We start from the raw sequence: 25,926 nt of genomic DNA, 5'->3' as shown, positions 1-25,926 counted from the left end.
CCCGCGATGATCGGTGAAATAGACATCTTCGGGGTGTTCGTGCCGGCCGTGCTCGTGCTGATGTTGATCGCGTACCTGGTCAATCTGGTCATCCGCACGGTGCTAGCACGCGTGGGCTTTTACCGCTTCGTCTGGCATCGCTCCATCTTCGATCTCGGCATCTATGTGCTGGTGCTGGGCCTTGTCGTTGTCGTTTCGCACAAACTAATAACGTGAAAAAAACCTGGTTCTCCGTCGGTCAGATTCTGCTGACCTTGATCGTCGTCGTGATTGCAGCGTTCGTGCTGTGGAAGCTCGTCGCCTATTACATGTTCGCGCCGTGGACCCGCGACGGACACGTGCGCGCCGACGTGATCCAGGTCGCGCCGGATATCTCGGGGCTGGTGTCGTCGGTCGAGGTGGTGGACAACCAGCAGGTCAAGCAAGGCCAGGTGCTGTTCGTCATCGATCAGGCCCGCTACTCGCTGGCGCTGCGCCAGGCGCAGGCGACCGCGCTGCAACGCCGCGCGACGCTCGATCAGGCGCGCCGCGAAGATGCGCGCAACCGCAAGCTCGGCAACCTGGTCGCCGCGGAAGTCGCGGAAGAAAGCCGCTCGCGCGTCGAGGCGGGCGAAGCCGCGCTTGCCGATGCCAACGTGGCGATCGACACCGCGAGGCTGAACCTGCAACGCGCGACGATCTTGAGCCCGGTCGACGGTTATCTGAACGATCGTGCGCCGCGCGCCGGCGAATTCGTCACGGCGGGGCGACCGGTGCTCTCGGTGGTCGACATGCATTCATTCCGCGTCGACGGCTATTTCGAGGAAACCAAACTGCGCGGGATCGACATCGGCCAGCCGGTCGACATCACGGTGATGGGCGAGCCGACCCCGTTGCGCGGGCACGTGCAAAGCATCGTCGCCGGCATTGAGGACCGCGACCGCACGCAAGGCTCGAACCTGCTGCCGAACGTCAATCCCGCATTTAGCTGGGTGCGGCTCGCGCAGCGCATTCCGGTGCGCGTCGCACTCGACGAGGTGCCCGCCGACTTCCGCATGATCGCGGGACGCACCGCGACGGTGTCGGTGCGTGATCTGTCGCCGGTGAGAAGGCGGCAGCCGGTGGGGGCGTCGGGGACAGTGGGTGCTTCGGGTGCAGTGGATGCGTCGGCGGCTTCGGCTTCCCCTGCGACAACGTCCTCGGTTCCGGCTGCGTCAGCTGCACAGCCGGCGTCGGTCGCGGTTTCGTCGGGCGCCTCGCAATGAAGCTGTCGCGGACCCTGCCCTTCCTGCCGCTGTTGCCCTTGTTGCCGCTCGCCCTCGCGCTCGACGGCTGCATGAATGTAGGCCCCAACTACTCGCTGCCGCAGCAGGCGCTCGTCAATGCGCCGCTCGCCAACGCGCCGATCGAAGGCGCCGACCCCGCGCTGACCTCGACCGGCAACGTGCCCGCCGTGTGGTGGAAGCTGTACGACGATCCGGTGCTCAACGGTCTCGTCGACGAGGCGCTGCAATCGAACTCCGACTTGCGCGTCGCGGCGGCGAATCTCGCGCGCTCGCGTGAAGCGCTGGGCGTCGCCCAGGCGCAAGGCGGCTTCTCCGGCCAAGCCTCGGCGCTGGTCGAGCGCGCGCAGATATCGGCCCAGCAGTTTCTGCTCACGGAGAAAGTACCGGTCGTCAATGAAGGCGACATCGGCATCAGCGTCGCGTATGAGATCGATCTGTTCGGCAAGCTGCGGCGCGGCGTCGAAGCGGCGCAAGCGGACACCGAGTCCGTCGAGGCCGCCGGCGATCTCGCGCGGATCACCGTGGTGGCGGACGTGGTGCGCTCGTATGTCGAGCAATGCTCGGCCGCCGAAGAACTGAGGATCGCGCAGCAATCGCTCACGCTGCAGAAGCAGCGGGTAGACGTGTCACGCCGTCTACGCGACGCGGGCCGGGGCAATCAGACCGAAGTGACGCGCGGGCAAACCCAGGTGGATACGTTGTCGGCGGATATTCCGCGCTATACGGCTCGGCGCAAAATCGCGCAATACCGGCTCGCAGCGCTGCTCGCGCGCGCGCCGTCCGACCTGCCGCCGGCCGTGCTGGCATGCGACCGGCTACCGCAAATCCGCCAGCCGATTCCAGTCGGCGACGGCGCCGCGCTGCTCAAGCGCCGCCCGGACGTGCGCGAGGCCGAGCGTCAGTTGGCAGCTTCGACCGCGCGCATCGGCGTCGCCACGGGCGCGCTGTATCCGACGGTGAGCATCGGGGCATCGGCGGGCCTGACCGGGATTCTCGAAGACCTCGGCTCGGCGGCCACCGCGCGTTGGGGCTTCGGTCCGCTGATCAGCTGGACCTTCCCGGCCAACGGCGCGCGCGGCCGCGTGCGCGAAGCGCAGGCGTCCAGCCAGGTGGCGCTCGCCAAGTTCGACGGCGTGGTGCTAACCGCGCTGCGCGAGACCGAAACCAATCTCGCGACCTATGCATCGGACTACGCGCGCGCCGACTCATTGCGCGCCGCGCTGAAGTCGGCGACCGAGTCGGCGGATGAAACGCATCGGCTGTATCTCGCCGGGCGCGAGTCGTTCATCTCCGATCTGGATGCGACGCGCACGCTGACGTCGACGAAGTCCCAGGTGGCGGCAGTGGAAGGCCAGGTAGCGATCGATCAGGTCAACCTGTTCCTCGCGCTAGGCGGCGGCTGGGAAACCGATGCGCAGAGCGCGCCAGGCACGGCCGGGGCCGCCGCGCCTCATGCTGCGGCATCGGCAAAGGCCGTGCCGACCGGGGCGAAGGCCGTGCCGACCGCGGCAACGGCCACGGGGGCAAAAGCCCCCTAATGCTTACGATTTATTATTTATAACCTTTCTTTTTCCTTTCATTTCCGGTTAAATACGTGGACACCAACCACACGTTGCGGGGTCACGTATGTCGCCATTCATGCAAGGCGTAGTCACATTGGGCGGATGCATCGGAATTTTCACGGTGGTGGTCACCGTCGTGGAGATGCTGGCGAATTGAGCCCGCACGGCGTTCAACAGCGAGCAGCTTAGCTTTGCGAAACACGCGCCGGTACGGCTTCAGGCCGGCCGGCGCTTCGCCGCCGCCTGATGAATCGCCGCCCGCACTCGCGGATACGTGCCGCAACGGCACACAATGTTCGACATCGCCGCGTCGATATCGGCGTCAGTCGGATGGGGCTTGCGTTTGAGCAGCGCGCAGGCCGCCATCAGTTGCGCGCTCTGACAATAGCCGCACTGCACCACGTCGAGATCGATCCACGCCGCCTTCAACGCCTGCGCTTCGGCGCCTTGCACGCCTTCGATAGTCGTGATCTTCTGCGTGCGCACGCCCGACATCAGCGTCTGACACGCAAGGCACGCGGCGCCGTCCAGATGAATCGTGCACGCGCCGCAGATGCCCACGCCACAGCCGAACTTGGTGCCGGTCATGCCTAGTTCGCAGCGCAGCACCCATAGCAGCGGCATATCCGGTTCGGCCTGCACCGCCACCGCACGGCCGTTGATGTTCAGTGATCCCATGCTTGCCTCCCGAGTCGCCGCGCTTTGGTATCGCCGTGAAGCAGGTTCGAAGCGCCGTGCGTCACGCCAGCCGCAACGGCAACGTGTACAGACGCGTGCCGGTCAGCGCGAACACCGCGTTCGCCACCGCGGGCGCGATCGGCGGCACGCCTGGTTCGCCGACGCCCTGCGGATGCATCTGGCTCGGCATGATGTCCGTTTCGATCACCGGACAATCGTCGATCCGCACGACCGGGAAATCGACAAAGTTCTTCTGCTGCACCTGGCCCTTCACGATCGTGATCTCATCCTGCAACGCGGCCGACAAACCGAATACGATCCCGCCTTCCATCTGCTGACGGATCAGATTCGGATTCACCGGCAAGCCGCAATCGATCACGCACACCACCCGATGCACGCGAATCTGCCGCTTCGGCCCGATCGACACCTCCGCCACCTGCGCGACGACACTGCCGAACGCCTCATGCAGCGCGACACCGCGTGCACACGGCGCGCCATCGGCCGCGCGCTTCAACGGATGCCCCCAATCCGACAACACAGCGACGCGCTTTAGCACCGCCAGATGACGCGGATGCTCGACGAGCAGCGCGGCGCGAAACGCGATCGGGTCCTGGCCGGCGGCGGCGGCGACCTCGTCGGTGAAACTCTCGGTGAAGAACGCCTGATGCGAATGACCGACCGAGCGCCAGAAGCCGACCGGTACCGGCAACTCGACGACCTTGTGCGCGACGCGCGCGGCAGGCCATTCGTACGGTTGATCGAACGCGCCTTCGCAGGTGGTTTTGTCGATCGGAATGCGCGGCGCGCCGTAGTAGCGTTTGAGCGCTTCTGGCACGATCGCCTGACCCGCCGACGTGCTGTGCCACGCGACCAGCTTGCCATGCGCGTCGAGGCCGGCCTTCAGCCGCGACACGCACGCTGGCCGATAGAAGTCGTGCGTGAAGTCCTCCCCACGTGACCAGATGGTCTGCACGGGACGCCCGCCCCCCTCGCGCGCAATTGCCGCGGCCTGCGCGATGAAGTCGAGTTCGAGCCGCCGCCCGAACGCGCCGCCGAGTAATTGCGTCTGCACGTCGACCTTGTCCGCGTCGAGGTCCAGCACTTTGGCGACGTGCGCCCGCGCGAGCGCCGGCATCTGCGTCGAGACCCACACGGTGGCCGAGCCGTCCGCGACCTGCACGGTGCAGTTGACCGGCTCGACCGCGCCATGCGCGAGATACGGCGCGTAGTACTCGGCGCAGACGGTGTGCTTCGCGCCGATCATCGCGGCGTCGACATCGCCGCGATGAAAGTACGCGTAACCGTCGCTGTCGTCGAGCGCCCGCGCGAGGCGCGCCTGCGTGTCCGCGCTCGACAGCGTCGCAGCGGCGCCGTCCTGCCAGGTCACGCCGGTCGCGCCGATCGCGCTGGCCGCGTTCATCGCGCGAAACGGATTCTCCGCGATCACGGCGACGCCGCCGGTGCCGCCGCCATACGGCGCGACCGCGAACGCCTTGATGAAGCCCGGCATTTTTTGCGCGGGCGTCGCGTCGAAATGCGCAACCGTACCGCCGAGCGTCGGGCACATCACGACGCTGGCGTACAGCAGGCCATCGGGAAGCGCGTCAATGCCGAAGCGCGCCGTGCCGTTGATCTTCGACGCGGCTTCGATACGCCGCACCGGTTGGCCGATCAGTTTGAAGTCGGCGGGATTTTTCAGCGTGACCTTGCGCGGCAGCGCCTGCTGCGCGGCCAGCGACGACAGTTCGCCGAAGCTCGCCTTATGGCCCGACCCGTGCAGCACGTGGGCGCTTGCAGCGCGGCATTCGCCGGGCGGCACGTTCCATTGCGAAGCCGCCGCGCCGATCAGCATCGCGCGCGCCGAGGCGCCGGCTTCTCGCATCGGCGTCCACAGATCGTTGATGCTCGATGAACCGCCCGTCATCATCGTGCCGCCCTCGCGCACCAGTTTGCGCGTGAACCAGACTGTGGTGCGTTTCACGACGCTGTCGTCGTCGGGACGAAACGGCAGATCGTCGATGACGTTCTGCATGCTGTTGTAGATCTTGTCGATCGGCGCTTCTTCCACCCGCACCTGCGACCAGTCGGCGTCGAGTTCCTCGGCGAGCAGCATCGCAAGGCCGGTGTGGATGCCCTGGCCCATCTCCGCCTTGCACATGATGATCGTCACGCTGTTGTCGGCGGCGATCTTGACCCAGCCGTTGAGCGCGACTTGCGAGCCTTCCGCCGGCAGCGGCGTCGACGTAGTCAGGCGCTGCCGCGGCGGCAATACCGACCAGCCGACCAGCAATGCGCCCACCGCGCTGGCGCCGCCGAGCAGGAAGGTTCTGCGCTTTAACATGACATGGCTCGATCAGCTTGCGCGATGATGACCAAAGGAAGCTGCGAAAGCGCGTGGGGCGCCTGGCGTGTTGTTGCGGAATAGTAATAAGACGGAGGAGCAGACGGGAGACTTAAATTCGTCTGCTCAGGTGAGGCGGGCGCGGGGCGGGGAAATCAGGCGATCACTACGAGATGAGGGAAATCGTGGGGTGTTTCATTAAATGCGTGGAACGGCGAGGAGCCCTTCGAGGCGGTTCGGTGCGGTGCAACCGGGCGACAGCCCGGCGCGACCGCACGTTGAAAATGGACTCGCGTCTCACCTCATCGCCGGTTCGATCCCGACACGACATCGATCCACACCGCCAGCACGAGAATGCTGCCCTTCACGATCATCTGCCAGTAGGCATCGACATCGAGCATCGACATGCCGTTATCGAGGCTCGCCATCACTAGCGCGCCGATCAATGCGCCGTACACGGTGCCGGAGCCGCCGCGCATCGACGTGCCGCCGATAAAGCACGCGGCGATCGCATCGAGTTCGCCCATCGAGCCCGCTGACGGCGAGCCGGCTGCGAGCCGCGCCGTGTTGACGATCCCGGCGAACGCGCACATCAGCCCCATCAGCGCGAAGATCGCCAGCTTCACGCGGTTGGTGTTGACGCCGGAGAGGCGCGTCGCTTCGAGGTTCGAGCCGACCGCATAGATGCGCCGCCCGAACACGGTCTGTGTCGCGATCCACGTGAAGATGCCGAGCAGCGCAAGCAGCAGCAGAACCGGAACCGGAATGCCGCCGTAACGATCCAGCGTGGCGACGAAGCCAGCCAGAATCGCACCCGCGCCGACCACCTTCGCCACGTCCTGCCAGAACGGCACCACCCGCAACTGATAACGCTGGCGATTCGCGCGTTGCCGGATCGTCAGAAACGCGAGCAGCAGGAACAGCACGACCGCGAGCGTGTCGCCCGCGAGCCGTGGCAGATACCCCTGGCCGACGAACACGAAACTGTCCGACACCGGCGCGATCGTCGAGCCACCGGTCACGCCGAGCAGAATGCCGCGATACGCGAGCATCCCGCCGAGGCCGACGATGAACGAAGGCACGCGCCGGTAGGTCGACCACCAGCCGTTGAACATGCCGACGAGCAAGCCGAGCAGCATCACCACCGGCACGGTGACGCCGATCGGCCAGTGCCGGTTGACGTCGAGTATCGCCGCCACGCCGCCGAGCAATCCGAGCAGCGAACCGACTGACAGATCGATTTCACCGGCGATGATCACGAACACCATCCCGCATGCGAGCATGCCGGTGATCGACATTTGCCGCAGCAGGTTCGACAGATTGCGCGGCGTGACGAACGCGCCGTGCGTGAGCAAGGAAAAGAAAATCCAGATCGCGGCCACGGCAATCAGCAACGCGAGGATCTTGTAGCGCGCGAACAGTTGCTGAATACGCTGCGGACCGCCGAACGCGCCTCGCGGCACGGTGTTGTCGGCGCGTTGGGAAGTAACGTCGGGCGTCATGCTGCACTCGCTGCGGTAGGGTTCTTTAATCGCTGCACGGGACGGATCGCGGCGCTGAGGATGTCCTCCTGCGTGAGACCGATGTCCTCCTGCGTGAGACCGTCGTTGACGAAGTCGCCGCGCAACTCGCCTTCGCCGATCACCAGCACGCGATCGCTGATGCCGAGCACCTCGGGCAATTCGGACGACACCATCACGATCGACATGCCCCGCTGCGCCAATTGGAAAATCAGCTTGTAGATTTCGTACTTCGCGCCGACATCGACGCCGCGCGTCGGTTCGTCGAGGATCAGCACTTTCGGATTGGTGAGCAGCATGCGCGTCAGCACGGCTTTCTGCTGATTGCCGCCCGACAGGCTCGCGATCGACAGCATCGGATGCGCGGCGCGCACTGAAAGCCGCTTCATCTCCGTGTGGATCGTGTCGAGTTCGGCGGCCGAGTCGATCCGTCCACCGGATGCGAATCGCTCCAGCACCGCGAGCGTGATGTTGTGACCGACGCTCATGCCCGGCACGATGCCGTGGCGCTTGCGATCCTCCGGCACCATCGCGATGCCTGCGCGAATCGCGTCGATGGGCGCGCGAATCTTGAGCGGCCTGCCGTCCAGCAGCACGGTCGCGTCGCTCACGCCAGGATACGCGCCGAAGATCGCCTGCATCAACTCCGTGCGGCCCGCGCCCACCAGCCCGGCCACGCCGAGAATCTCGCCATGCCGCAACGCGAACGACACATCGTTCACGCGCTTGCGGCGCGGGTTGGTGACATCGAAACAGGTGACGTGACGGGCTTCGAAGATCACGTCGCCGATCGGATGCGGCTCGCGCGGAAACAGGTTCTTGATCTCGCGGCCCACCATCAGCGAGATGATGCGATCGGTGGTGAGCGCGTGCATCGGCTCCGTCGCGACGTGACGGCCGTCGCGAATCACGCTGATCGTGTCGCATACCGCCGCAACCTCGTCGAGCTTGTGCGAGATGTACACGCAGGCGATGCCGCGCCGCTTCAGATCACGCACGATGTCGAGCAGGATGCTGATTTCCGACGTGGTCAGCGACGACGAAGGCTCATCGAGAATCAGCAGCTTCGCACGCTTGTTCAGCGCCTTGGCGATCTCGATCAACTGCTGATGGCCGCCGCCATAGTTCATCACCGGCTGCGCGGCATTGATGCCGCTGATGCCGAGCTCGCGCAGCAATTCGTCGGCGCGCTGGTACATCGCGGCGTAGTTCATGCGGCCGCCGGGCAGCGTGATCTCGTTGCCGAGAAAGATGTTCTCCGCCACCGACAACTCCGGCACCAGCATCAACTCCTGGTGAATGATGATGATGCCGGCGCGTTCGGTGTCACGCACGTTGGCGGCCTTCAGCGGCGTGCCTTCCCAGATTATTTCGCCATCCCAGGTACCGTGCGGATACACGCCTGAAAGCACTTTCATCAGTGTCGATTTGCCCGCGCCGTTCTCGCCGCACAAACCGACGCACTCGCCCGGCGAGACCGTCAGGTCGATGCCGTCGAGCGCCTTCACGCCGGAAAACGCCTTGACGATGCCGCGCATCGTCAGTAGAGGTTGCGTCATTCGCTATGCCTCGCTGCAAGGCGCACGGCGGCCTCGATGCGCATCGCACGCACCGGGCTGCGCCGCGCGCGCGTTACGCTCATTGGCTCGCGAGCTGGGCCTGGGTATAGAAGCCGTCCTTGACGACCACATCGACATTGCTCTTGGTGAGCAACGTGGGTTGCAGCAGCACCGTGTCGACCTTCTTCTTGCCGTTGTCGTACTGCGCGTTGTACGCGGGCTTCTCGCCCTTCGCCAGCGCGACCGAGAGTTTCGCCGCTTCGCCCGCAATCAGCTTCAGCGGCTTGTACACAGTCATGGTTTGCGTGCCGGCGATCACGCGCTTGACCGCCGCGAGGTCCGCGTCCTGGCCCGACACCGGCACCTTGCCCGCCATGTGCTGCGCGGCCAGCGCCTGGATCGCGCCGCCCGCGGTGCCGTCGTTCGATGCGACGATCGCGTCGATCTTGTTGTTGTTCGCGGTCAGCGCGTCTTCGACGATGCGAAGCGCCGTCGACGCGCTCCACTCAGGCACCCACTGCTGGCCGACCACCTTGATGTCGCCCTTGTCCATGGCGGGCTTGAGCACCTTGAGCTGGCCTTCGCGCAGCATCTTCGCGTTGTTGTCGGTCGGCGCGCCGCCGAGCAGGAAGTAGTTGCCCTTGGGCTGCGCGTTGTAGACGCCTTGTGCCTGCAGTTCGCCGACCTTCTCGTTGTCGAACGAGATATAGCCGTCGACGTCGGCATCGAGAATCAGACGGTCATACGAGACCACCTTGATGCCCGCTTTCTTCGCTTCGGCGACCACGTTGCCGAGCGTCTTCGAATTGAACGGCACGATCACGATCACGTCCACACCGCGCGAGATCAGGTTTTCGATCTGCGAGATTTGCCGCTCCTCGCTCGCGTCGGCCGATTGCACCGACACTTTCGCGCCCAGCTTTTCCGCTGCGGCGACGAAATAGTCACGATCGCGCGACCAGCGCTCGACGCGCAGATCGTCGATACAGAAGCCGATTTCCGGGTGATCCTTGCTGGCATGCGCGAGCGGCGCGGCAAGGGAAAGGCTGGCGAGTACCGCTCCGCACACGAGGGAACTCAGTACGTTACGACGCGTTTTGAATTGCATGTCTGTCTCCTTTGTCGACCGGAGTTAGTGCTTCAGCACTTACTCCGGTCCCGTGAAAGATGGTTTCGTTGTACTAGTTAGTGCTTCAGCACTTACTCCGGTCCCATGAAAGATGGTTTCGTTGTAATAGCCGGAATACCGGATTGTTCGGCCTGCGCTGCGAGCGACAGGACCGGTCAAGCGACAAGCCAAAGCTTCCCCTTCGCGCGGTCGACGTGGCCGCGCGATCCTTATGTGATGCTTTGTGTTTCTATTGCATACGCCGGATGCCTTTCAGCTTCCGCTATAAATCGCCTGATTGACGATGTTCTCCATCCTCTCCTGCTGACCGCTCGCATGCTGCGGGTTGAGGCCTCGCGCCAGTGCATCCGTCGCGAGGGTCGACAGCGAGTAGTCGCCGGAAAGAATCTTGCGGCCGAACTCCGCGTTCCAGCCCGCGTAGCGCTGACGCTTGAACTGTTCGAGACGATCGTTTTCGACCAGCACCGCCGCGCGCTCGACGGCCAGCGCGAGATTGTCGATCGCGCCGATGTGGCCGTAGAACAGATCTTGCGGATCGACGCTTTGGCGTCGCACTTTCGAATCGAAGTTCATGCCGCCCGTCGTGAAGCCGCCGTGCTTGAGAATCTCGTAGAAGGCCAGCGTCAGTTCTTCGACGCTATTCGGAAACTGGTCAGTGTCCCAGCCGTTTTGCGGATCGCCGCGATTCGCGTCGACGCTGCCGAAGATACCCAGCGCGTAAGCTGTCGCGATCTCGTGATGAAAAGAGTGGCCCGCGAGCGTCGCGTGATTGGCCTCGATGTTCACGCGGATGTCTTTCTCCAGCCCGTACTGCAGCAGGAAGCCGTGTACGGTCGCGACGTCGTAGTCGTATTGATGCTTGGTCGGCTCCTGCGGCTTCGGCTCGATTAGCAGCGAGCCCTTGAAGCCGATCTTGTGCGCGTGATCGACCACCATGTGCAGGAAGCGCGCGAGCTGTTCGCGTTCGCGCACGAGGTCGGTGTTGAGCAGCGTGTCATAACCTTCGCGCCCGCCCCACAGCACATAGTTTTCACCGCCGAGCCGTTGCGTCGCGTCGAGCGCGTGGCGCACTTGGGTCGCGGCAAACGCGAAGATCTCCGGATCGGGGCTGGTCGCGGCGCCCGCCGCGTAACGCGGATGCGAGAACAGGTTGGCCGTGCCCCATAGCAGCTTGATGCCGCTGTCCTGCTGCTTGCGCGCCAGATAGTCGGCGACGCGCGGGAAGTTCTCGCTGTATTCCTTCAGACTCGCGCCTTCGGGCGCGACGTCGGTGTCGTGAAACGTGTAGTACGGCGTGCCGAGCTTCGAGAAGAATTCGAATGCCGCATCGGCTTTTTGCAGCGCTCGCTCCATCGCGTCGCCGGCCTGCTGCCACGGACGCTTGAAGGTTCCTTGCCCGAAAATGTCGACGCCCGGCCACACGAACGTATGCCAGTAGCACACCGCAAGGCGCAGATGTTCTTCGAGTGTCTTGCCGAGTACCCGTTTGCTTTTGTCGTAATGACGGTACGCAAGCGGGTTGTCCGATTGCGGGCCTTCATAGTGGATCTCGGGAATGTGTTCGAAGTAAGACATCAGCGTCTCCAGTGTATGTTGCACCGCAACTCGTGCCGCTTCGTCACGCCGGTCTACAAGGTGTCGCCATGCTGCCGCTTGCGGGGAGCATCGGCAATTGCGAAATTGCGCAGCTCGCTTGATGTTTCTTACCGCCCGTGTGTTTGTTTCGCACCGGCGCCCGATTCGGGGCCTAGAATAACCAGACGCTTAAAAATGGCGCCGCGTTAAGCGGCCACTAAACAGGAGACAAAGGCGCGTTGGGTCCCACGATCCGCACGCCACTCACCGTCATGCTCCGTCCGCAAACACCCCAGACGACCCATCGGATCGCACTGCTGTTCAATGCGAACAAGGTTTACGACCGCGAGATCATCACCGGCATCGGCAATTACCTGCTGTCCACCCGAGTCGCGTGGGATCTCTTCCTCGAAGAAGATTTCCGCTGCCGGCTGACCGGCATCGAGCGCTTCGACGGCGACGGCATCATCGCGGACTTCGACGACCCCGCTGTGGGTGAAGCGCTGCGCGACTGTCCGTTGCCGGTGGTCGCGGTCGGGTCGTCGTTCGAAGACCCGGCGCACTACCCTCCGGACTTACCCTATATCGCGACCGACAACAGCAAGCTCGTGTCGCTCGCCTACACGCATCTGATCGGCGCGGGCCTCGAACACTTCGCGTCGTATAGCCTGCCGCAGGCGCAGGAAAACCGCTGGGCGCAGCAGCGCGAACTCGCGTTCGCCCATTTGCGCCGCGCCGATGGACGCAGCGACGCGCAGATCGACAGCGAGATCTATCGCGGCCTGTCGACCAGCGCGCCGTCATGGAACCAGGCGACCGAGCAACTCACCGCCTGGCTGCGGCAACTGCCGAAGCCGGTCGGCATCATCGCCGTGACCGATGCGCGGGCGCGGCATCTGTTGCAGGCGTGTCTGATCGCGGGCATTCCGGTGCCCGAGGAAGTCGCGATTATCGGTATCGACAACGACCCGCTAACGCGCACGTTGACGCGCATTCCGCTTTCGTCGGTGATTCAGGGCACCGAGGAAATGGGTCGCACCGCCGCGCACGTTTTGCATCAGATGCTGCACGGCGCACGTTTTCCGGGGCGGCGCATTCTCGTGCCGCCGGTCGGCATCAACGTGCTCGAATCGACCCGGCATCAACCGCTCGCGAGTCCGTATGTGATGCGCGCGCGGCACTTCATCCGTCAGTACGCGTGCCAGGGGATTCGCACCGAGCAGGTGGCCGACTATGTGGGCGTATCGCGCTCGTCGCTCGAAGAGTACTTCCGGCGCGAACGGCAGTGCACCGTGCACCAGGAAATTCTGCGCCATAAGCTCGATGTCGCGAAGGCGCTGCTGGCCAAACGCGATGCGTCGAGCGCGGAAGTGGCGATTCGTTGCGGCTTCACGTCGTTGCAATACATGTACGCGGTCTTTCGCCGTGAACTCGGCTGTACGCCGCGCGAATACCAGGAGCGCGCGAATCCGACGACAGCGCCCGGCTGAACATGCCTTTTCTCTTTTCCTTCCACCGACGACATGATCAGCATCGCACAACTTTCTTCTGAGGCGTGGGGCACATTGCACGGCGGCGATCGCGTCCGGCTTTACACGCTGCGCAACGCGCACGGCATGAAGGTCGCCATCAGCGACCTCGGCGCGACGCTGGTCTCGTGGCACGCGCCGGATCGCGCCGGTCGCCTCGGCGACATCCTGCTCGGCCATGACACGCCCGCCGAATACGTGGCGGCGACCACTTACATGGGAGGCCTGATCGGCCGCTGGGCGAACCGCATCGCCAATGCGCGCTTCACGCTCGACGGTATCGAGTACACGCTCGACCGCAACGAAGGCGCGAACCTGCTGCACGGCGGCACCGTGGGTTTTCATCGCGCGCTGTGGGACGTGAGCGAGGACAACGGCGCGTTGCTGATGCGTCTGGAGTCGCCCGAGGGAGACGCCGGTTTTCCGGGCAACGTGACCACGCAAGTGCGCTATTCGCTCGGCGACGACGGCACATTGACCATCGAGTACGAAGCGATCGCCGATGCGGCAACGCCGCTCAATCTGACGAGCCACCCATACTTCAATCTAACGGGCCGGAAGGGCACCGACATTCGCGGCCATATGTTGTCGATCGACGCCGAGCAGTTCTTCGAAGTCGACGCCGCGATGATTCCGTGCGAGCTGGCCGAGGTCGCGGGCAATGCGTTCGACTTCCGCCAGAGCGCACCGATCGGCGCGCGGCTGGACTGGCCGCACACGCAACTGGCGCGGGCTGGGGGTTTCGATCATTGCTACGTGCTGCGCGATGCAGCCGGCGACGGCGCGAGTGAAGGCGCGCCGCCGCTGCGCCAGGTCGCCTGCGCATACGACCCCGGCAGCGGCCGCGAACTGACCGTGTCGACCGATCAGCGCGGCTTACAGTTCTATACCGGCAACTTCCTGAATGGCGACTCGGGACGCGGCGGCGTCAGGTATCAACGGTATGCGGGCTTGTGTCTGGAAGCAGGCGGCTTTCCGAACCAGGTCAATATGGCCGGGCAGGACGAGGTCATCTTGCGGCCCGGCGATACATACCGGCAAGTGACGGTTTATCGGGTCGACGTGCGCAAGGGTGTTTGACACGATCCTTGCAAACAACATTACATGACGCCGACTTATTGTTTGCTGCAATACTGAATTAACGCCTGGGCGGTTTCCCCTGGATTAATCGCTTCCTAGACTCCTTCAATGGGTGCCGGAGATTGCGGTGCCGGATCTGACAATCTCGGAGGGAAGCATCATGAAATTACTCATCAAGACAGTGGCGCTGGCGCTTGTTCTTGCCGCGCCGGTGGCGTCGTTCGCACAAACCGAGCAACCGCTCACGCGTGCGGAGGTCAAGGCTCAATTGCAGCAAATCGAGCAGGCGGGGTATAACCCGGCCAAGTCTACCGACGCCACTTACCCCGCTGACATCCAGGCTGCCGAAGCGCGCGTCGCCGCGCAGAACGCGACTGCGCAGGCCGATACCACCGGATATGGGACGACGCCAACGGGGTCATCGCAAGCGGGTGGGAGTGCGGCTGGGGCGAATACGGGGCAATAACTGGCCGTTGTTACGTGGTGTGGTCGAGCACATGCGTGGCAACGCATGTGCTCGTTTTTTTGTGTGTTGAGCGAAGTATGACTGTTGCGCTTCGCCCGTCGGAAAAACGTTTGAATAAGTTCGCGGCCCGCTTGCCGCAGCATTGACCCCTTCCTGCTTTCCCAATTCAGCCATCACGCAATACGTCTGCTACTCGCGCCTCGCAAGTTCCCTTGCCGGCGCGGGATATCTCATGCTGCGTCAAAAGTGACAAAATACGGCAGACGTAATTCACCGACTCGCCCCAAGCATCGCCCATACTCGAATACGCAACCCGTGCCCACCCCCAACACCTCCCGCATCGCTCAAAAGGACCTCAACGAGCTGATGACGCTGCTCGAGATCCAGGTCCTCAGTCTGTCAGAATGCCTCGTCAGTCCGGGGTTCATTCTCGAACTCGACGGCAACGCGGCGCCGGGAATTCACTACATTCTTTCCGGCACCGGCAGACTGCATATCGAAGGCGCGCAGCCGGTCGAACTCGCGCCGCACACGCTGCTGATCGTGCCGCCGCGTCATCCCCTGCGGCTCGAAGTGCCCAGCCCTCACGCGGGCATTGCGCCGACCACCATTCTCGGCAGCGAGCACAAGAAGATCGTCGATTCCGTCAACCGCTTCCGCGCCGGCAACGAGGAGCCGATGACCGTGATGATCTGCGGCTACTTCAGCGCGACGTATGGCGCGTCGATCAATCTGTTCCAGACGCTGTCGACGCCGATCGTCGAACAGTTCGATGTGTCGGACCGGCTCGATGTCTATCTGCGCTCGGCATTCGACGAACTGAGCGCGCAGGAAGTCGGCGCGGGCGCGATGTCCGGCGCGCTTCTGAAACAGGCCATCGTGGCTCTCGTGCGTCGCTCGCTGAAATCCAACGCGCTGTGGATGGAACGCTTCGCGCTGCTCGGCGACCCGCAGATCGCGCGAGCCTTTGCCGATATGGTCGCGCGCCCAGCCGCGCCACATACGGTCGCGAGCCTCGCCGGGACCGCGTTCCTGAGCCGCTCCGCGTTCATGGCGCGCTTTTCCGAAGCGCTCGGCCAGTCGCCGATGCAGGTGTTGCGCGACATCCGCATGCGGCAGGCCGCGGCGCAACTGCGCACCGGCGACGTGGCGCTCGACCAGGTGGCCCGCAACGCCGGCTATACGAGCCGTGGCACGTTCGTGCGAGCGTTCCGCGAGGTCTATGGCACGAGCCCCGCCGACTATCGCACCGACACTGGCCCTGCCTGATTCAAGGACGATCCGCACGCTCCGGCGGACCCTCCGCAAAGTCATCCGCCCTATTCTTCTTTCACGGATCAAACCGGATGGAGAGACAGAATGGCTTACGAATTCAAGGTGATCGCGTCGCCGGTGGGCAAGCTCAAGCTGGTTGCGTCGCATGACAAGCTGGTCGCGATTCTTTGGGAGAACGATCGGCCCAATCGGGTGAAGCTCGGCGACATGCACGAGGCCGGCGACAACCCCGTACTCGTGGAAACCGCGCGCCAGTTGAACGAGTACTTCGCGGGCACACGCACGCGCTTCGAGCTGGACACGGAGTTCGTCGGCACCGAGTTCCAGAAGAAAGTCTGGAATGCCTTGCTCACCATTCCCTTTGGGGAAACGCGCAGTTACCGCGATATCGCAACGCAGATCGGCAACAGCCGCGCCACGCGGGCCGTCGGCGCGGCGAACGGACGCAATCCGTTATCGATCGTCGCGCCTTGTCATCGCGTGATCGGCTCCTCGGGCGACCTGACCGGCTTTGCCGGCGGCCTGCATACCAAGGCCGCGTTGATGGCGATAGAAGGCAGCAAGGCGCGCAACACCGCGCGAACGCGTGCGCGTCGCACATGATCATGATCTAGCACCCTTCAGCGCGCTTTTCTTCGGCGCCTTGCATCGACAGATTCATGTCGGCGCAAGGCGCCGATTTTCATTTGACCTTCGACATTCGTGGCTGGACTTTTCCGATCGTTTCGCGGACCCCGAGCAAAGCCACCGAACCTAGACTTCATCCTCATGCAGGAACGCAGCCGCTCAGTGCAGCCTCTGCATGCAAACGCCGAATGCATCCTCTCAACCGATCAGGAGATCACCATGTCACGCATCGCAATTCCGACCATCGACCAGACGCCCGAAGCATCGCGACCCGTCCTCGACGCACTCACCAGGCAGTTGAAGATGACGCCGAACCTGTTCCGTATCATGGCCCTGAGCCCGCACGCATTGAACGGCTGGGCCGGCCTGCAAGCCGCATTGACGAAGACGTTCGACGCGAAGACCCGCGACGGTATCGCACTCGCTGTCTCGCAGGTGAACGGCTGCCAGTATTGTTTGTCCGCCCACACATATGTCGCCGGCAACTTCGCGCATATCGCGGATGACGAAATACGCCGCAACCGGCTCGGGCAAGCGGACAACCCGCCCACCGCCGCAGCGGTCGCGTTTGCCCGCACGCTGATGGAAACGCGCGGCAAGATTTCCGAAGCCGATCTGGAAAAAGTGCGCGCGGCGGGCTTCAGCGATGCGAACATCGTCGAGATCATCGCATTGAGCGCACAGTACATGCTGACGAATTTCGTCAACAATGCGTTCGATACGGAAATAGACTTTCCAGTAGTCGATCCCGAAGTTGCCTGATCCACATGGGAGCCTCGGCTCCCTCATTTCCAGGAGACACGCCATGCCCCGCACCATCGCTGAAAAGCGCGCCGCCTTCCGCGCGATGCACACGTCCGGCTGCTTCGTGCTGCCCAATCCGTGGGATGCTGGGAGCGCCCGCTATCTGCAAACCCTCGGCTTCCAGGCGCTCGCCACCACGAGTTCGGGTTTTGCGTGGTCCACCGGCCACGCCGACAACACGCTGCCTCGCGAGGCGATCCTCGCGCACCTGCGCGATATCGTCGAAGCGACCGATCTGCCGGTGAACGCCGACTTCGAGAACGGCTTCGGCCACGACCCCGCAGGCGTGGCCGAAAGCGTGAAGCTGGCCGTCGCAACCGGCGTTGCGGGCCTGTCGATCGAAGACTCCACGGGCGACCCCGCCGGCGCGCTGTTCCCGATCGATGTCGCCGTTCAAAGGCTCAGCGCAGCACGCCGGGCGATCGATGAAACGGGTGGCGAGACCTTGCTGATCGGCCGGGCGGAGAATTTCTTCGCCGGCAAGCCCGATCTCGATGACTCGATCGCGCGCCTGAAGGCCTATGCCGCGGCCGGCGCCGATTGCCTGTACGCGCCGGGCATTGAGACGCGCGAGCAGATCGAGGCCGTGGTCGCCGCCGTGGCGCCAAAGCCCGTCAACCTGTTGATCGGCTCCACGTCGGCGCTCACGTTGCAGGACGTCGCCGCGCTCGGCGTGCGGCGTATCAGTGTCGGCGGTGCGCTGGCCCGCGCGGCATGGGGCGGCTTCATGCAGGCCGCGCAGGCGCTGACCGAGGGGCGCTTCGACGGCTTTGCGGGCGCGGCTTCCGGCGCGCAACTCAACGAGCTTTTCCGCAATGGTGCGTGAGAACAAGAGCCCGGCCCGCGCAAGCCCTTTCTGATGATTTAGATGGAGACAAGCATGGCTCGTGAAATCATTCGTGTGGAACCGCTGTCGACCTACCTTGATAACTGGAAAGCGCCCACTTCGGCAGTGACGCGCCACGGCGACACGGTTTATGTTTCAGGCTTTCCGCCCTTCGATCCTGCGACGGGCGAGGTCATCGACGCGCCGATCGAGCGTCAGACCGAACTGGTTCTGGAGCAGATGAAGCTGTGCCTGGAAACGGCCGGGTCATCGTTGGAGCAGGTGCTCAAGTGCAACGTCTACTGCACGTCGGTCGAGAAGTTCGCTGCGGTCAACACGGTCTACAAACGTTATTTTCCAGTCGATCCACCTGCGCGGATCTTCGTGAACGTGCCCGCCTGGCCCGTTCATTTCGACATTGAAATCGATTGCGTTGCGGCTGTCGGGTAGCGGCTCGCAGGGTCTCGTCCCATGTCGGGGTTTCCGATGAGAAAAGCGAGCGGGCGTGCCCGCCGCTTTCTCCACCCCGCGCTACCCGCACCATCCGCTGCTGTAAATCCGGCCGTCGCGCCAAATGTTATTATCGGAAACACAACTCGCCACCGTAAAGCGCGTACCCGAAAAAGCAGCAAACCCCATGGACACCCATCTCAGCAAACCCGCCGACCCGTCAACCACCGACCTCGGCCGCCGTGTCCGCGCCACCCGTCAGGCGCAGGACCTGACGCTGGAGACCGCAAGCCGCCTGTGCGGCGTCTCCCGCTCGACGCTATCCAAAGTCGAAAACGGCCTGATGTCCCCCACTTTCGATGTGCTGCAAAAAATCGTCCTCGGGCTGAAGATCGAAATCGGCGAACTGTTCGGCTCCACGCCGAAGGTGAGCGCGAGCGGGCGCCGCGCGCTGACCCGCAAAAACGAAGGCCAGCGCCACGCGTATCGCGGCTACCAGATGGAGTTGCTCGCCACCGACCTCGCGCACAAGGCGATGTTGCCGTTTCGCATCCGCATCTCCGCGCATACGCTCGACGCATTCGACGACTGGGGCCGCCACGAAGGCGAAGAATTCCTCTACGTGATCAGCGGCAGCGTGTGCCTGTATTCGGAGTTGTATGCGCCGACGCATCTGAACGCCGGCGACAGTCTGTACTTCGACAGCCGCACCGGCCACGCCGCGGTCTCCACTAGCGAAGAAGACGCGGAAGTGTTGTGGATGGCGACTAGCGCGGACCTTGCGCAAGCGCCGACAATCGGCGAAGCGGCGAAGAAATAACAGAGCGCGCGGGGTGTCGGGGCGCGCTTGCCTCGGGTGCGTCGCGCGGTAAAGCTTATCTCCGCGCCAACGCCCGCTGCGCCAGTTGCGCGATATGCATCGCATGACGTCCCGTCCCCTGCTCGATCTGCTCGCGGCAACTGAAGCCGTTCGTCAGCACGATCGTCTCCGCATTCGCCGCAGTCGCTTCACGTACCGCCGGAAACAGCTTGTCTTCGCCGATCTTCAGCGACAGCGCGTGGTGTTCCGCGTTGAAGCCGAACGATCCCGCCATGCCGCAACATCCGACATCGAGCAGCTTCCACTTCACGCCGAGCTTGTTCAGCAGCACGCTATCGCCTTGCATGCCGAACAATGCCTTCTGGTGGCAATGCCCGTGGACGATCACATCGGCGGCAAGCGTCGGCCAGTCGAACGGCTGACGCGCGACGAAGTCGGAGAACAGGAACGTTTGCGCGGACAGTTGTTTCGCTAATGGATGACCCGGCAGTTGCTTCAGCAGTTCGTCCTTGAACACTGACAAGCAACCGGGTTCCAAACCGACTAGCGGCACGCCTGCGGCGATATCGTCGGCGAGGTCGTCGAGAATTTGCGTGAGCAGTTCGCGCGCACGTTCGAGCAAACCGTAGTCATATAGCGGACGACCGCAACACAAACGGTTCTTCGGCAACACGACGTGCCAGCCCAGTTGCGTGAGCACATCGGCGGCGGCTTGCGCGATTTCGGGGGTGAAGTGATCGTTGAAAGTATCCACCCAGAGGACCACTTTCTTCACGCAATCGCCATTGCCATGCGCCGTTTGCGGTGAACGGCGCGCAATCTGTCTGTACGTGGACTCCGCGAACTTCGGCAATACACGCGCCTGCGCCACACCGGCGATCCACTTGCCTACCGTAGCCAGTCCCGGCGCCGCCGTCATGAAATTGGTGACACGTGAAAAGCGCGCCGCCCACGGCGCCCATTCGCCGATCCGCCCCATGAACAGCGCCTGACGCGGCCGGCGATGCGTCTCGTAGTAATGCGAAAGAAATTCCGCTTTGTATGAGGCCATATCCGTATGCGTCGGGCAATCGGACTTGCAGCCCTTGCACGCGAGGCAGGTATCGAGCGCCTCTTTCACTTCGCGGCTTTGCCAGCCATCGGCAATCACGTCGCCCTGCAGCATTTCCCAGAACAGATGCGCGCGGCCGCGCGTCGAATACTTCTCTTCACGCGTCGCGCGATAGCTCGGGCACATCGTGCCGCCCGTTAGCGAGCGGCACTTGCCCATGCCGATGCATCGCTCGATCTCGCGCTGCAAGCCGTCGCCTTCGCGACTCGCGAACGTGAGTCTGGTTTGCAGCGTCACCGGCTTGTAGGCCGGGCCCATCCGCAGGTTCTCGTCGGCGCGATACGCGCGCACCACCTTGCCCGGATTCAGGCGATTGGTCGGGTCCCAGATCGCCTTGAACTGTTCCATCGCCCGCATCAATTCGGGGCCGTACATGATCGGCAGAAACTCGGCCTTGGCCTGGCCGTCGCCGTGTTCGCCCGACAGCGAACCGCCGAATTCGACCACCAGCTCCGCCGCCTCGCGCAGAAACTTGCGCCACGTCGACACGCCTTGCGCGCTGCGAAGATCGAAGGTGATGCGTGCGTGTACGCAGCCGTCGCCGAAATGGCCGTACAGGCAGGTCTCGTAGCCGTAGCGATCCACCAGCGCCTGGAACGCGCGCAAATAATCGCCGAGGCGCAGCGGATCGACCGCCGCGTCTTCCCAGCCGACCACCGGATCGGGCTTGCCCGACTCGACGGACAACGCCACCGCCGACGCTCCCGTCTCGCGGATCGACCACACCTTCGCCTGCAACGCGCAGTCTTCGACGAGCGCCGCCGACACGTTGGGCCCCGCTTCGCCCGACGAGAAATACGCGGCCGCGGCCTGCGCGTCGCGAAGCACCGCGTCCTGCGTGTCAGCGCCGAATTCGAGCACGACCCACGCATCACCTTCGGGCAGCAGCGCGATCTCGTCCTTCTTCAGTCCGCGCGCCTGCAAGCCGCGAATGATCGCGCGGTCCAACCCTTCGATCGCGATCGGCCCGCGGCGCATGAAATGCGGCACGGCATCCGCCGCGGTGTAGATGTCGGTGAAGCCGAGCACGACGATCACGCGTTCGGCCGGGCTCTTCACGAGACGCACTTTCGCCCGCAACGTCACCGCGCACGTGCCTTCGGTGCCGACCAGCGCACGCGCGACGTTAAAGCCGTTTTCCGGCAGCAGTTGATCGAGATTGAACCCGGACACGCGCCGCTTGATGCGCGGGAATTTCGCACGAATCTGATCGGCGTAGGTATCGCGCAATTGCTTGAGCGCAGCGTAGATTTCGCCCTGGTGACCGCCTCCGGCGATGATGCGCGCGAGTTCATCGTCGGAGGTAGGGCCGACCCAGAAGCGCGCGCCGTCGAAGGTCGCGATCTCCAGCGCCTCGACGTTTTCAACCGTTTTGCCGGCCATCACCGAATGCGCGCCGCACGAATTGTTGGCGATCATGCCGCCGAGCGTGCAGCGGCTATGCGTCGCCGGATCAGGGGCGAACGTCAGGCCGTGCTGCTCGGCGGCGTCGCGCAACGTGTCGCAAACCACGCCCGGTTCGACGATCGCCACGCGCGCGACGGGATCGACCGACACCACGCGGTTCACGTACTTGCTCGCGTCGGCCACGACCGCGACATTCACGCATTGGCCGTTCTGCGACGTGCCCCCGCCGCGCGCGAGAAACGGCACGTCGTTGCGGCGGCAGGCGGCGAGCGTGGCGAGCAGATCGTCGACATCCGCAGGTACGACAACGGCGAGCGGGACTTGCCGATAGTTCGACGCGTCCGACGCATACAATGCTTTGGATCCCTGATCGAAGCGCACTTCGCCGCGCACGTGACCGCGCAAATCGCTTTCGAGCGCCCGCATCACGGCGGCGGTGCCCGTGAAAGGTGTGGCGCCGCGCGGCTCGTTCGACGTGCGCGGCATCCCTTGGTCCAACGCATTCACGCTCGCGCCCTGCTCTTCATCCAATGACGTTCCCACTGCGCTCCTCGTCTCCGACATCGCTTGCCTGACCGCCCATGTTTGCGTTTTTCGCTCAGGCCGCCTGGCTCGCGGTCATCTTGAAGATGCCCTGCGCGTTGCCCGCGTCGAAACGCAGGTCCGTTTCCCAGCGGCGCGCGTCCTGGTCGAAACTGCGCTTGCGCGTGATGAACTCGTAGAACGAACCCGGCACCTCGCGCGTCACGATGCTGCCGTCGGCCGCCCTTAATTCGCGCCGCACAATGTCTGCGCGATACGCGGTCTGGAACACGCGGCCCGAGCGCGAGCGTTCGACATCCGGTTTCATCGGACGTCCCTTGGCCTTCTCGTCGCCGGACAGCTTGAACACGTCATCGACGCGATCGGTGGCGTGATTGAACGCGTTCCCTTCGGTCGCGATCCACGCCATTTCCGCCGACTCCTTCAACAATACGTCGTAATCGGCTTCGCGTGGCGTGTCGTGCTGACGCGCGAACGCGCCGACGATCACCGGCAGCAATTCATGGGCCGCGTCGAGCGGCAGCACGCCCTCGCGTTCGAGCTCCCACAACTGGCCGGCGGCTCGCGGCGTCAGCGGATCGCGCGACGCGCCGATCACATTCGTCACAGCCTGTTGAAACGCCGCCGAGAAACGTTCCGGATGCAACTCGCTGACGAAGAACTGCGCGATCTCATCGGGCGCATCGTCATGCGCCCACGCGCGGCCGGTCATGCCGAGGCGGTCGAGCGGATAGCGGCCGTTGATGCTGAAGCCGAGTGGCCGCAGAATGCGCGCGAACGCGCCTTCGCCTGGCGGCAGCGCGCCGCTGTGCGGCCAGCGTACCGTGCGCAGCGCGCCGTGGTCGAAGTACACGCTGCCACCGGCGGCGATCGTGTCCTCGGTGTACTGACGGCCATTCGCCGAGCGAGTGAGCAGGTCTTCGAAGAGCGCCATATTCATCGCCTGTGCGAGTTCCGCGCGCGTGACGCTGCCGTCTTCCCATTCGTTCAGCACACGCGGATGATTCAGCGTCGCGAACAGGCGCGCGGTCTTATCGGCACCCAGCAATTTCAACAGCAGTTGTTCGACATTTGCATTCTTGGTGTTTCGCATTTGGGGTTCTCCACGCAGCGTTTCGGGCGAGTGCCGCTGCGCTCGACGTGACCAGCCGGCGCGCACGCAAAGGCGGCGCGGCATCTCGAAGGCGAGATTATTCAAAATCCGCAAGGCTGCCGTAAAGCGAGATAAAATCGCCACTTGATGCTTTTTTGGAATCAACGTGCGAAAGTTCAAGATCCCCAACATGGGAGCGCTGCTCGCTTTCGAAGCCGCCGCGCGACACGAAAGCTTCACGCATGCGGCGCGCGAACTGTTCCTCACCGAGAGCGCGGTATCGCGGCAGATCAATACGCTGGAAAGCAACCTCGGCGTGCGGCTATTTGTGCGTGTCAAACAGCGCGTGGTGCTGACGAAGGCGGGCAAGGTCTATAGCGCGCAGGTCAGGCGCTCGCTGGAACACCTCGACCGCGACACGCTGTCGATCATCGCGCATGGCAGCGGTGGCGGTTATCTGGAGTTGGCGGTGCTGCCGACGTTCGCATCGCAATGGCTGATTCCGCGGCTCGCGGCATTCAATACGCACTACCCGGACGTGCGCGTGAATATGGGAGTGCGCACCGGTACGTTCCCGTTCGCCGATACCCATTTCGAAGCGGCGATTCACTACGGCAGGCCGACCTGGCCCGGCACGTCGGCGGATTTTCTGTTTTGCGAGGAAGTGGTGCCGGTGTGCGCCGCGAGTTTGCTGACGCGGCGTGTGAAGCATGCGGCCGAACTGCTCGACTATCCGCTGCTGCACTCCACCACCCGGCCCGACGGCTGGGCCGCATGGTTCGCGAACCTGGATGTCGACGACAACCGGACCATGCAGGGCGTGCGTTACGAACTCCACACGATGTTGATCAGCGCTGCGGCGGCAGGGCTCGGCATCGCGCTGGTGCCGCGCTTTTTCGTCGATACGCAGCTGGAACAGCTTGGGCTCGTGATCCCGCTCGATACGCCGGCGGTCACGGATTCGGCGTACTACCTCGTCTATCCGACCGAACTGAGCCACGGCAAGCCGCTCGCCAGTTTCCGCGAATGGCTGTTGCAGGAAGCTACGGCCTACCGCATGGTCTATCCCGAGCTGGCGGGTACGCCTGATCCCGATTGATCGGGCGTGTGATCAGACGCCGGCCCCACGTGCCTGCGCGAGAGCCGCAAGATTGCCTTCGCCGAAACCGTGATGCCCCTGGCGCTGCACGATCTCGAAGAAAATCTCGCCGCTGCGGCGGCGCACAAAGGTCTGGAAAAACAGCTGCGGCACGCCGTCGGAGCCGATCTCGCCGTCCACCAGAACGTGCGTGCGCTTGAGCCGCTCGACATCGAGCCCATGCCCCGGCAGACGCGCGTCGAGCTGATCGTAATAGCGCGGCGGCGGCTCGACGAATTCGACGCCGTTCGCGAGCAGGCGCTCGACGCACGCGAAGATATCCTCGGTGGCGAGCGCGATATGCTGCACGCCTTCGCCCGGATGGTCCGGCAGGTACTCGTGCATCAGGTCGGTGCGGCGCGTGCCTTCTTCATACAGCGGCACGCGGATCGCGCCGCACGGCGACACCATCACGCGCGACTCCGCCGACACATGCCAGTTCGCGTGCAGTTCGTGAATCTCGCGGAAGTTGAGCAGGTCGCGATAGAAGTCGAGCCACTCCTGCATTCGCCCCTCGCCGACCGTTTGCGTCAGATGGTCGACCGCGACGAGGCCGATCCCCTCATGGCTCAGGTCGGCGTGCGCCGTGTCGATTTCGATCGGCCGGAAGTCGATGTCGAAGATCGAAATATCGCCGAGGCCGCCGCGCTGCCCGCCGCGTCCGCGCCAGCGGTCGACGAAATAGATGTGCGAGTCGCCGATGCCCTGGATCGCCGGGATCAGCAGTTCGCCGACGCCGATCTTCTCGCCTTCGAACGCCCACGCGCCGAGTTCGATCGCCCGGTCGAAAGCGCGCTGCGCGTCGGCCACGCGAATGCCGATCGCGCAGATTCCCGCGCCGTATTCCTCGGCGTAGCGCGCGGCGAACGAATCGGGCTCCGCATTGATCAGGAACTGCATCTCACCCTGTCGATACAGCGTGACGTCCTTGCTGATATGCCGCGCGACCGCTTTGAAGCCGAGCTTCACGAACGTCTCGCCGAGCGCCTGCGGGTCGCGCGCGGCGAACTCCACGAATTCGAGGCCGGCGGTGCCGAGCGGGTTGTGCTCAGGCGCCGACACGGCGCGCAGCGCGGCGTCTGGAGTGGGCAGGTCGCTGGGCATGGCAATCTCCTTGTACAGTCTTTC

General features: G+C 64.0%; 22 protein-coding genes. 13 read left to right on the top strand and 9 right to left on the bottom strand.

The genetic code is table 11. The features are described 5' to 3' along the window. The first annotated feature begins 6 nt into the window (after window positions 1-6). Genes P0D89_RS03470 through P0D89_RS03460 form a run of 3 tightly spaced genes read left to right on the top strand, consistent with a single transcriptional unit; the run spans window position 7 to window position 2,803 of the window. Complete coding sequence (locus tag P0D89_RS03470) at window positions 7-216, top strand: DUF1656 domain-containing protein (RefSeq protein ID WP_408358210.1); 210 nt, start codon at window positions 7-9, stop codon at window positions 214-216. Then, window positions 213-1,244 carry an efflux RND transporter periplasmic adaptor subunit gene (locus P0D89_RS03465; RefSeq protein ID WP_408358211.1) on the top strand — a complete coding sequence of 344 codons (1,032 nt, stop codon included), beginning with the start codon at window positions 213-215 and terminating at the stop codon, window positions 1,242-1,244. Before P0D89_RS03470 ends, P0D89_RS03465 begins: the two co-directional genes overlap by 4 nt. After that, the gene (locus P0D89_RS03460) at window positions 1,241-2,803 is read left to right on the top strand and encodes an efflux transporter outer membrane subunit (protein WP_408358212.1); all 1,563 of its coding nucleotides are present in this window, start codon (window positions 1,241-1,243) and stop codon (window positions 2,801-2,803) included. The genes P0D89_RS03465 and P0D89_RS03460 overlap by 4 nt, the downstream gene beginning before the upstream one ends. A gap of 240 nt (window positions 2,804-3,043) precedes the next feature. Here the strand turns inward: P0D89_RS03460 and P0D89_RS03455 are convergent, their stop codons facing one another. From P0D89_RS03455 to xylA, 6 genes are all read right to left on the bottom strand, one after another. Continuing rightward, window positions 3,044-3,505, bottom strand: coding sequence for a (2Fe-2S)-binding protein (locus P0D89_RS03455; protein ID WP_408358213.1), 462 nt, complete (start codon window positions 3,503-3,505; stop codon window positions 3,044-3,046). Window positions 3,506-3,566: 61 nt separating this feature from the next. Then, window positions 3,567-5,846 carry a xanthine dehydrogenase family protein molybdopterin-binding subunit gene (locus P0D89_RS03450; RefSeq protein ID WP_408358214.1) on the bottom strand — a complete coding sequence of 760 codons (2,280 nt, stop codon included), beginning with the start codon at window positions 5,844-5,846 and terminating at the stop codon, window positions 3,567-3,569. 302 nt (window positions 5,847-6,148) lie between these two features. Next, window positions 6,149-7,348 (bottom strand): sugar ABC transporter permease, encoded by a 1,200-nt coding sequence (locus P0D89_RS03445; protein WP_149670473.1) that lies wholly within the window; start codon window positions 7,346-7,348, stop codon window positions 6,149-6,151. After that, entirely contained in the window at window positions 7,345-8,925 is a 1,581-nt protein-coding gene (gene xylG / locus P0D89_RS03440; RefSeq protein ID WP_408358215.1) for a D-xylose ABC transporter ATP-binding protein, read from the bottom strand. Before xylG ends, P0D89_RS03445 begins: the two co-directional genes overlap by 4 nt. Window positions 8,926-9,004: 79 nt before the next feature. Continuing rightward, window positions 9,005-10,033: a D-xylose ABC transporter substrate-binding protein gene (xylF, locus tag P0D89_RS03435; RefSeq protein WP_149670475.1), complete on the bottom strand. Its 1,029-nt coding sequence runs from the start codon at window positions 10,031-10,033 to the stop codon at window positions 9,005-9,007. Between the two features lie 273 nt (window positions 10,034-10,306). Continuing rightward, a complete protein-coding gene (gene xylA, locus P0D89_RS03430; protein WP_408358216.1) occupies window positions 10,307-11,629 on the bottom strand; it encodes a xylose isomerase in 1,323 nt (440 codons plus the stop codon). Between the two features lie 272 nt (window positions 11,630-11,901). Between xylA and P0D89_RS03425 the strand changes: the two genes are divergently transcribed. The 9 genes from P0D89_RS03425 (at window position 11,902) to P0D89_RS03385 (ending at window position 19,506) form a co-directional block, all read left to right on the top strand. Beyond that, window positions 11,902-13,119: a XylR family transcriptional regulator gene (locus P0D89_RS03425; RefSeq protein ID WP_408358315.1), complete on the top strand. Its 1,218-nt coding sequence runs from the start codon at window positions 11,902-11,904 to the stop codon at window positions 13,117-13,119. Window positions 13,120-13,152: 33 nt separating this feature from the next. Then, entirely contained in the window at window positions 13,153-14,238 is a 1,086-nt protein-coding gene (locus tag P0D89_RS03420; protein WP_408358217.1) for an aldose epimerase family protein, read from the top strand. Window positions 14,239-14,398: 160 nt separating this feature from the next. Beyond that, window positions 14,399-14,704, top strand: coding sequence for a DUF4148 domain-containing protein (locus tag P0D89_RS03415; protein ID WP_408358218.1), 306 nt, complete (start codon window positions 14,399-14,401; stop codon window positions 14,702-14,704). Window positions 14,705-15,019: 315 nt separating this feature from the next. Next, complete coding sequence (locus tag P0D89_RS03410; RefSeq protein WP_408358219.1) at window positions 15,020-15,973, top strand: AraC family transcriptional regulator; 954 nt, start codon at window positions 15,020-15,022, stop codon at window positions 15,971-15,973. A 90-nt stretch (window positions 15,974-16,063) separates the two neighbouring features. Continuing rightward, a complete protein-coding gene (locus P0D89_RS03405; protein ID WP_408358220.1) occupies window positions 16,064-16,582 on the top strand; it encodes a methylated-DNA--[protein]-cysteine S-methyltransferase in 519 nt (172 codons plus the stop codon). 243 nt (window positions 16,583-16,825) lie between these two features. After that, the gene (locus tag P0D89_RS03400; RefSeq protein WP_408358221.1) at window positions 16,826-17,368 is read left to right on the top strand and encodes a carboxymuconolactone decarboxylase family protein; all 543 of its coding nucleotides are present in this window, start codon (window positions 16,826-16,828) and stop codon (window positions 17,366-17,368) included. Between the two features lie 43 nt (window positions 17,369-17,411). Then, a complete protein-coding gene (locus P0D89_RS03395; protein WP_408358222.1) occupies window positions 17,412-18,236 on the top strand; it encodes an isocitrate lyase/PEP mutase family protein in 825 nt (274 codons plus the stop codon). Between the two features lie 54 nt (window positions 18,237-18,290). Further along, window positions 18,291-18,686 (top strand): RidA family protein, encoded by a 396-nt coding sequence (locus P0D89_RS03390; RefSeq protein WP_408358223.1) that lies wholly within the window; start codon window positions 18,291-18,293, stop codon window positions 18,684-18,686. A 187-nt stretch (window positions 18,687-18,873) separates the two neighbouring features. Beyond that, entirely contained in the window at window positions 18,874-19,506 is a 633-nt protein-coding gene (locus P0D89_RS03385; protein WP_408358224.1) for a helix-turn-helix domain-containing protein, read from the top strand. A 55-nt stretch (window positions 19,507-19,561) separates the two neighbouring features. Here P0D89_RS03385 and P0D89_RS03380 read toward each other — a convergent pair whose 3' ends face one another. Together P0D89_RS03380 and P0D89_RS03375 are read right to left on the bottom strand one after the other, a co-directional pair. Further along, a complete protein-coding gene (locus tag P0D89_RS03380) occupies window positions 19,562-22,567 on the bottom strand; it encodes an FAD-binding and (Fe-S)-binding domain-containing protein (RefSeq protein WP_408358225.1) in 3,006 nt (1,001 codons plus the stop codon). A 55-nt stretch (window positions 22,568-22,622) separates the two neighbouring features. After that, window positions 22,623-23,660, bottom strand: coding sequence for a DUF1338 domain-containing protein (locus P0D89_RS03375; RefSeq protein ID WP_408358226.1), 1,038 nt, complete (start codon window positions 23,658-23,660; stop codon window positions 22,623-22,625). 166 nt (window positions 23,661-23,826) lie between these two features. On the opposite strand from P0D89_RS03375, the gene P0D89_RS03370 reads away from it, so the two are divergent. After that, window positions 23,827-24,759: a LysR substrate-binding domain-containing protein gene (locus P0D89_RS03370; RefSeq protein WP_408358227.1), complete on the top strand. Its 933-nt coding sequence runs from the start codon at window positions 23,827-23,829 to the stop codon at window positions 24,757-24,759. 12 nt (window positions 24,760-24,771) lie between these two features. Here P0D89_RS03370 and P0D89_RS03365 read toward each other — a convergent pair whose 3' ends face one another. Then, a complete protein-coding gene (locus P0D89_RS03365) occupies window positions 24,772-25,902 on the bottom strand; it encodes a 4-hydroxyphenylpyruvate dioxygenase family protein (RefSeq protein WP_408358228.1) in 1,131 nt (376 codons plus the stop codon). Window positions 25,903-25,926: the final 24 nt, after the last annotated feature.

The organism is Paraburkholderia sp. RL18-085-BIA-A, from assembly GCF_046027075.1.
Classification (GTDB): Bacteria; Pseudomonadota; Gammaproteobacteria; order Burkholderiales; family Burkholderiaceae; genus Paraburkholderia.
This window is presented reverse-complemented; position numbering and strand designations above follow the sequence as displayed.

Bases quoted from the DNA above. Each gene is read 5' to 3' on its own strand.
- P0D89_RS03470 (WP_408358210.1), top strand. From the start codon at position 7: ATGATCGGTGAAATAGACATCTTCGGGGTGTTCGTGCCGGCCGTGCTC.
- P0D89_RS03460 (WP_408358212.1), top strand. From the start codon at position 1,241: ATGAAGCTGTCGCGGACCCTGCCCTTCCTGCCGCTGTTGCCCTTGTTG.
- P0D89_RS03455 (WP_408358213.1), bottom strand. From the start codon at position 3,505: ATGGGATCACTGAACATCAACGGCCGTGCGGTGGCGGTGCAGGCCGAA.
- P0D89_RS03450 (WP_408358214.1), bottom strand. From the start codon at position 5,846: ATGTTAAAGCGCAGAACCTTCCTGCTCGGCGGCGCCAGCGCGGTGGGC.
- P0D89_RS03445 (WP_149670473.1), bottom strand. From the start codon at position 7,348: ATGACGCCCGACGTTACTTCCCAACGCGCCGACAACACCGTGCCGCGA.
- xylG (WP_408358215.1), bottom strand. From the start codon at position 8,925: ATGACGCAACCTCTACTGACGATGCGCGGCATCGTCAAGGCGTTTTCC.
- xylF (WP_149670475.1), bottom strand. From the start codon at position 10,033: ATGCAATTCAAAACGCGTCGTAACGTACTGAGTTCCCTCGTGTGCGGA.
- xylA (WP_408358216.1), bottom strand. From the start codon at position 11,629: ATGTCTTACTTCGAACACATTCCCGAGATCCACTATGAAGGCCCGCAA.
- P0D89_RS03425 (WP_408358315.1), top strand. From the start codon at position 11,902: ATGCTCCGTCCGCAAACACCCCAGACGACCCATCGGATCGCACTGCTG.
- P0D89_RS03420 (WP_408358217.1), top strand. From the start codon at position 13,153: ATGATCAGCATCGCACAACTTTCTTCTGAGGCGTGGGGCACATTGCAC.
- P0D89_RS03415 (WP_408358218.1), top strand. From the start codon at position 14,399: ATGAAATTACTCATCAAGACAGTGGCGCTGGCGCTTGTTCTTGCCGCG.
- P0D89_RS03405 (WP_408358220.1), top strand. From the start codon at position 16,064: ATGGCTTACGAATTCAAGGTGATCGCGTCGCCGGTGGGCAAGCTCAAG.
- P0D89_RS03400 (WP_408358221.1), top strand. From the start codon at position 16,826: ATGTCACGCATCGCAATTCCGACCATCGACCAGACGCCCGAAGCATCG.
- P0D89_RS03395 (WP_408358222.1), top strand. From the start codon at position 17,412: ATGCCCCGCACCATCGCTGAAAAGCGCGCCGCCTTCCGCGCGATGCAC.
- P0D89_RS03390 (WP_408358223.1), top strand. From the start codon at position 18,291: ATGGCTCGTGAAATCATTCGTGTGGAACCGCTGTCGACCTACCTTGAT.
- P0D89_RS03385 (WP_408358224.1), top strand. From the start codon at position 18,874: ATGGACACCCATCTCAGCAAACCCGCCGACCCGTCAACCACCGACCTC.
- P0D89_RS03375 (WP_408358226.1), bottom strand. From the start codon at position 23,660: ATGCGAAACACCAAGAATGCAAATGTCGAACAACTGCTGTTGAAATTG.
- P0D89_RS03365 (WP_408358228.1), bottom strand. From the start codon at position 25,902: ATGCCCAGCGACCTGCCCACTCCAGACGCCGCGCTGCGCGCCGTGTCG.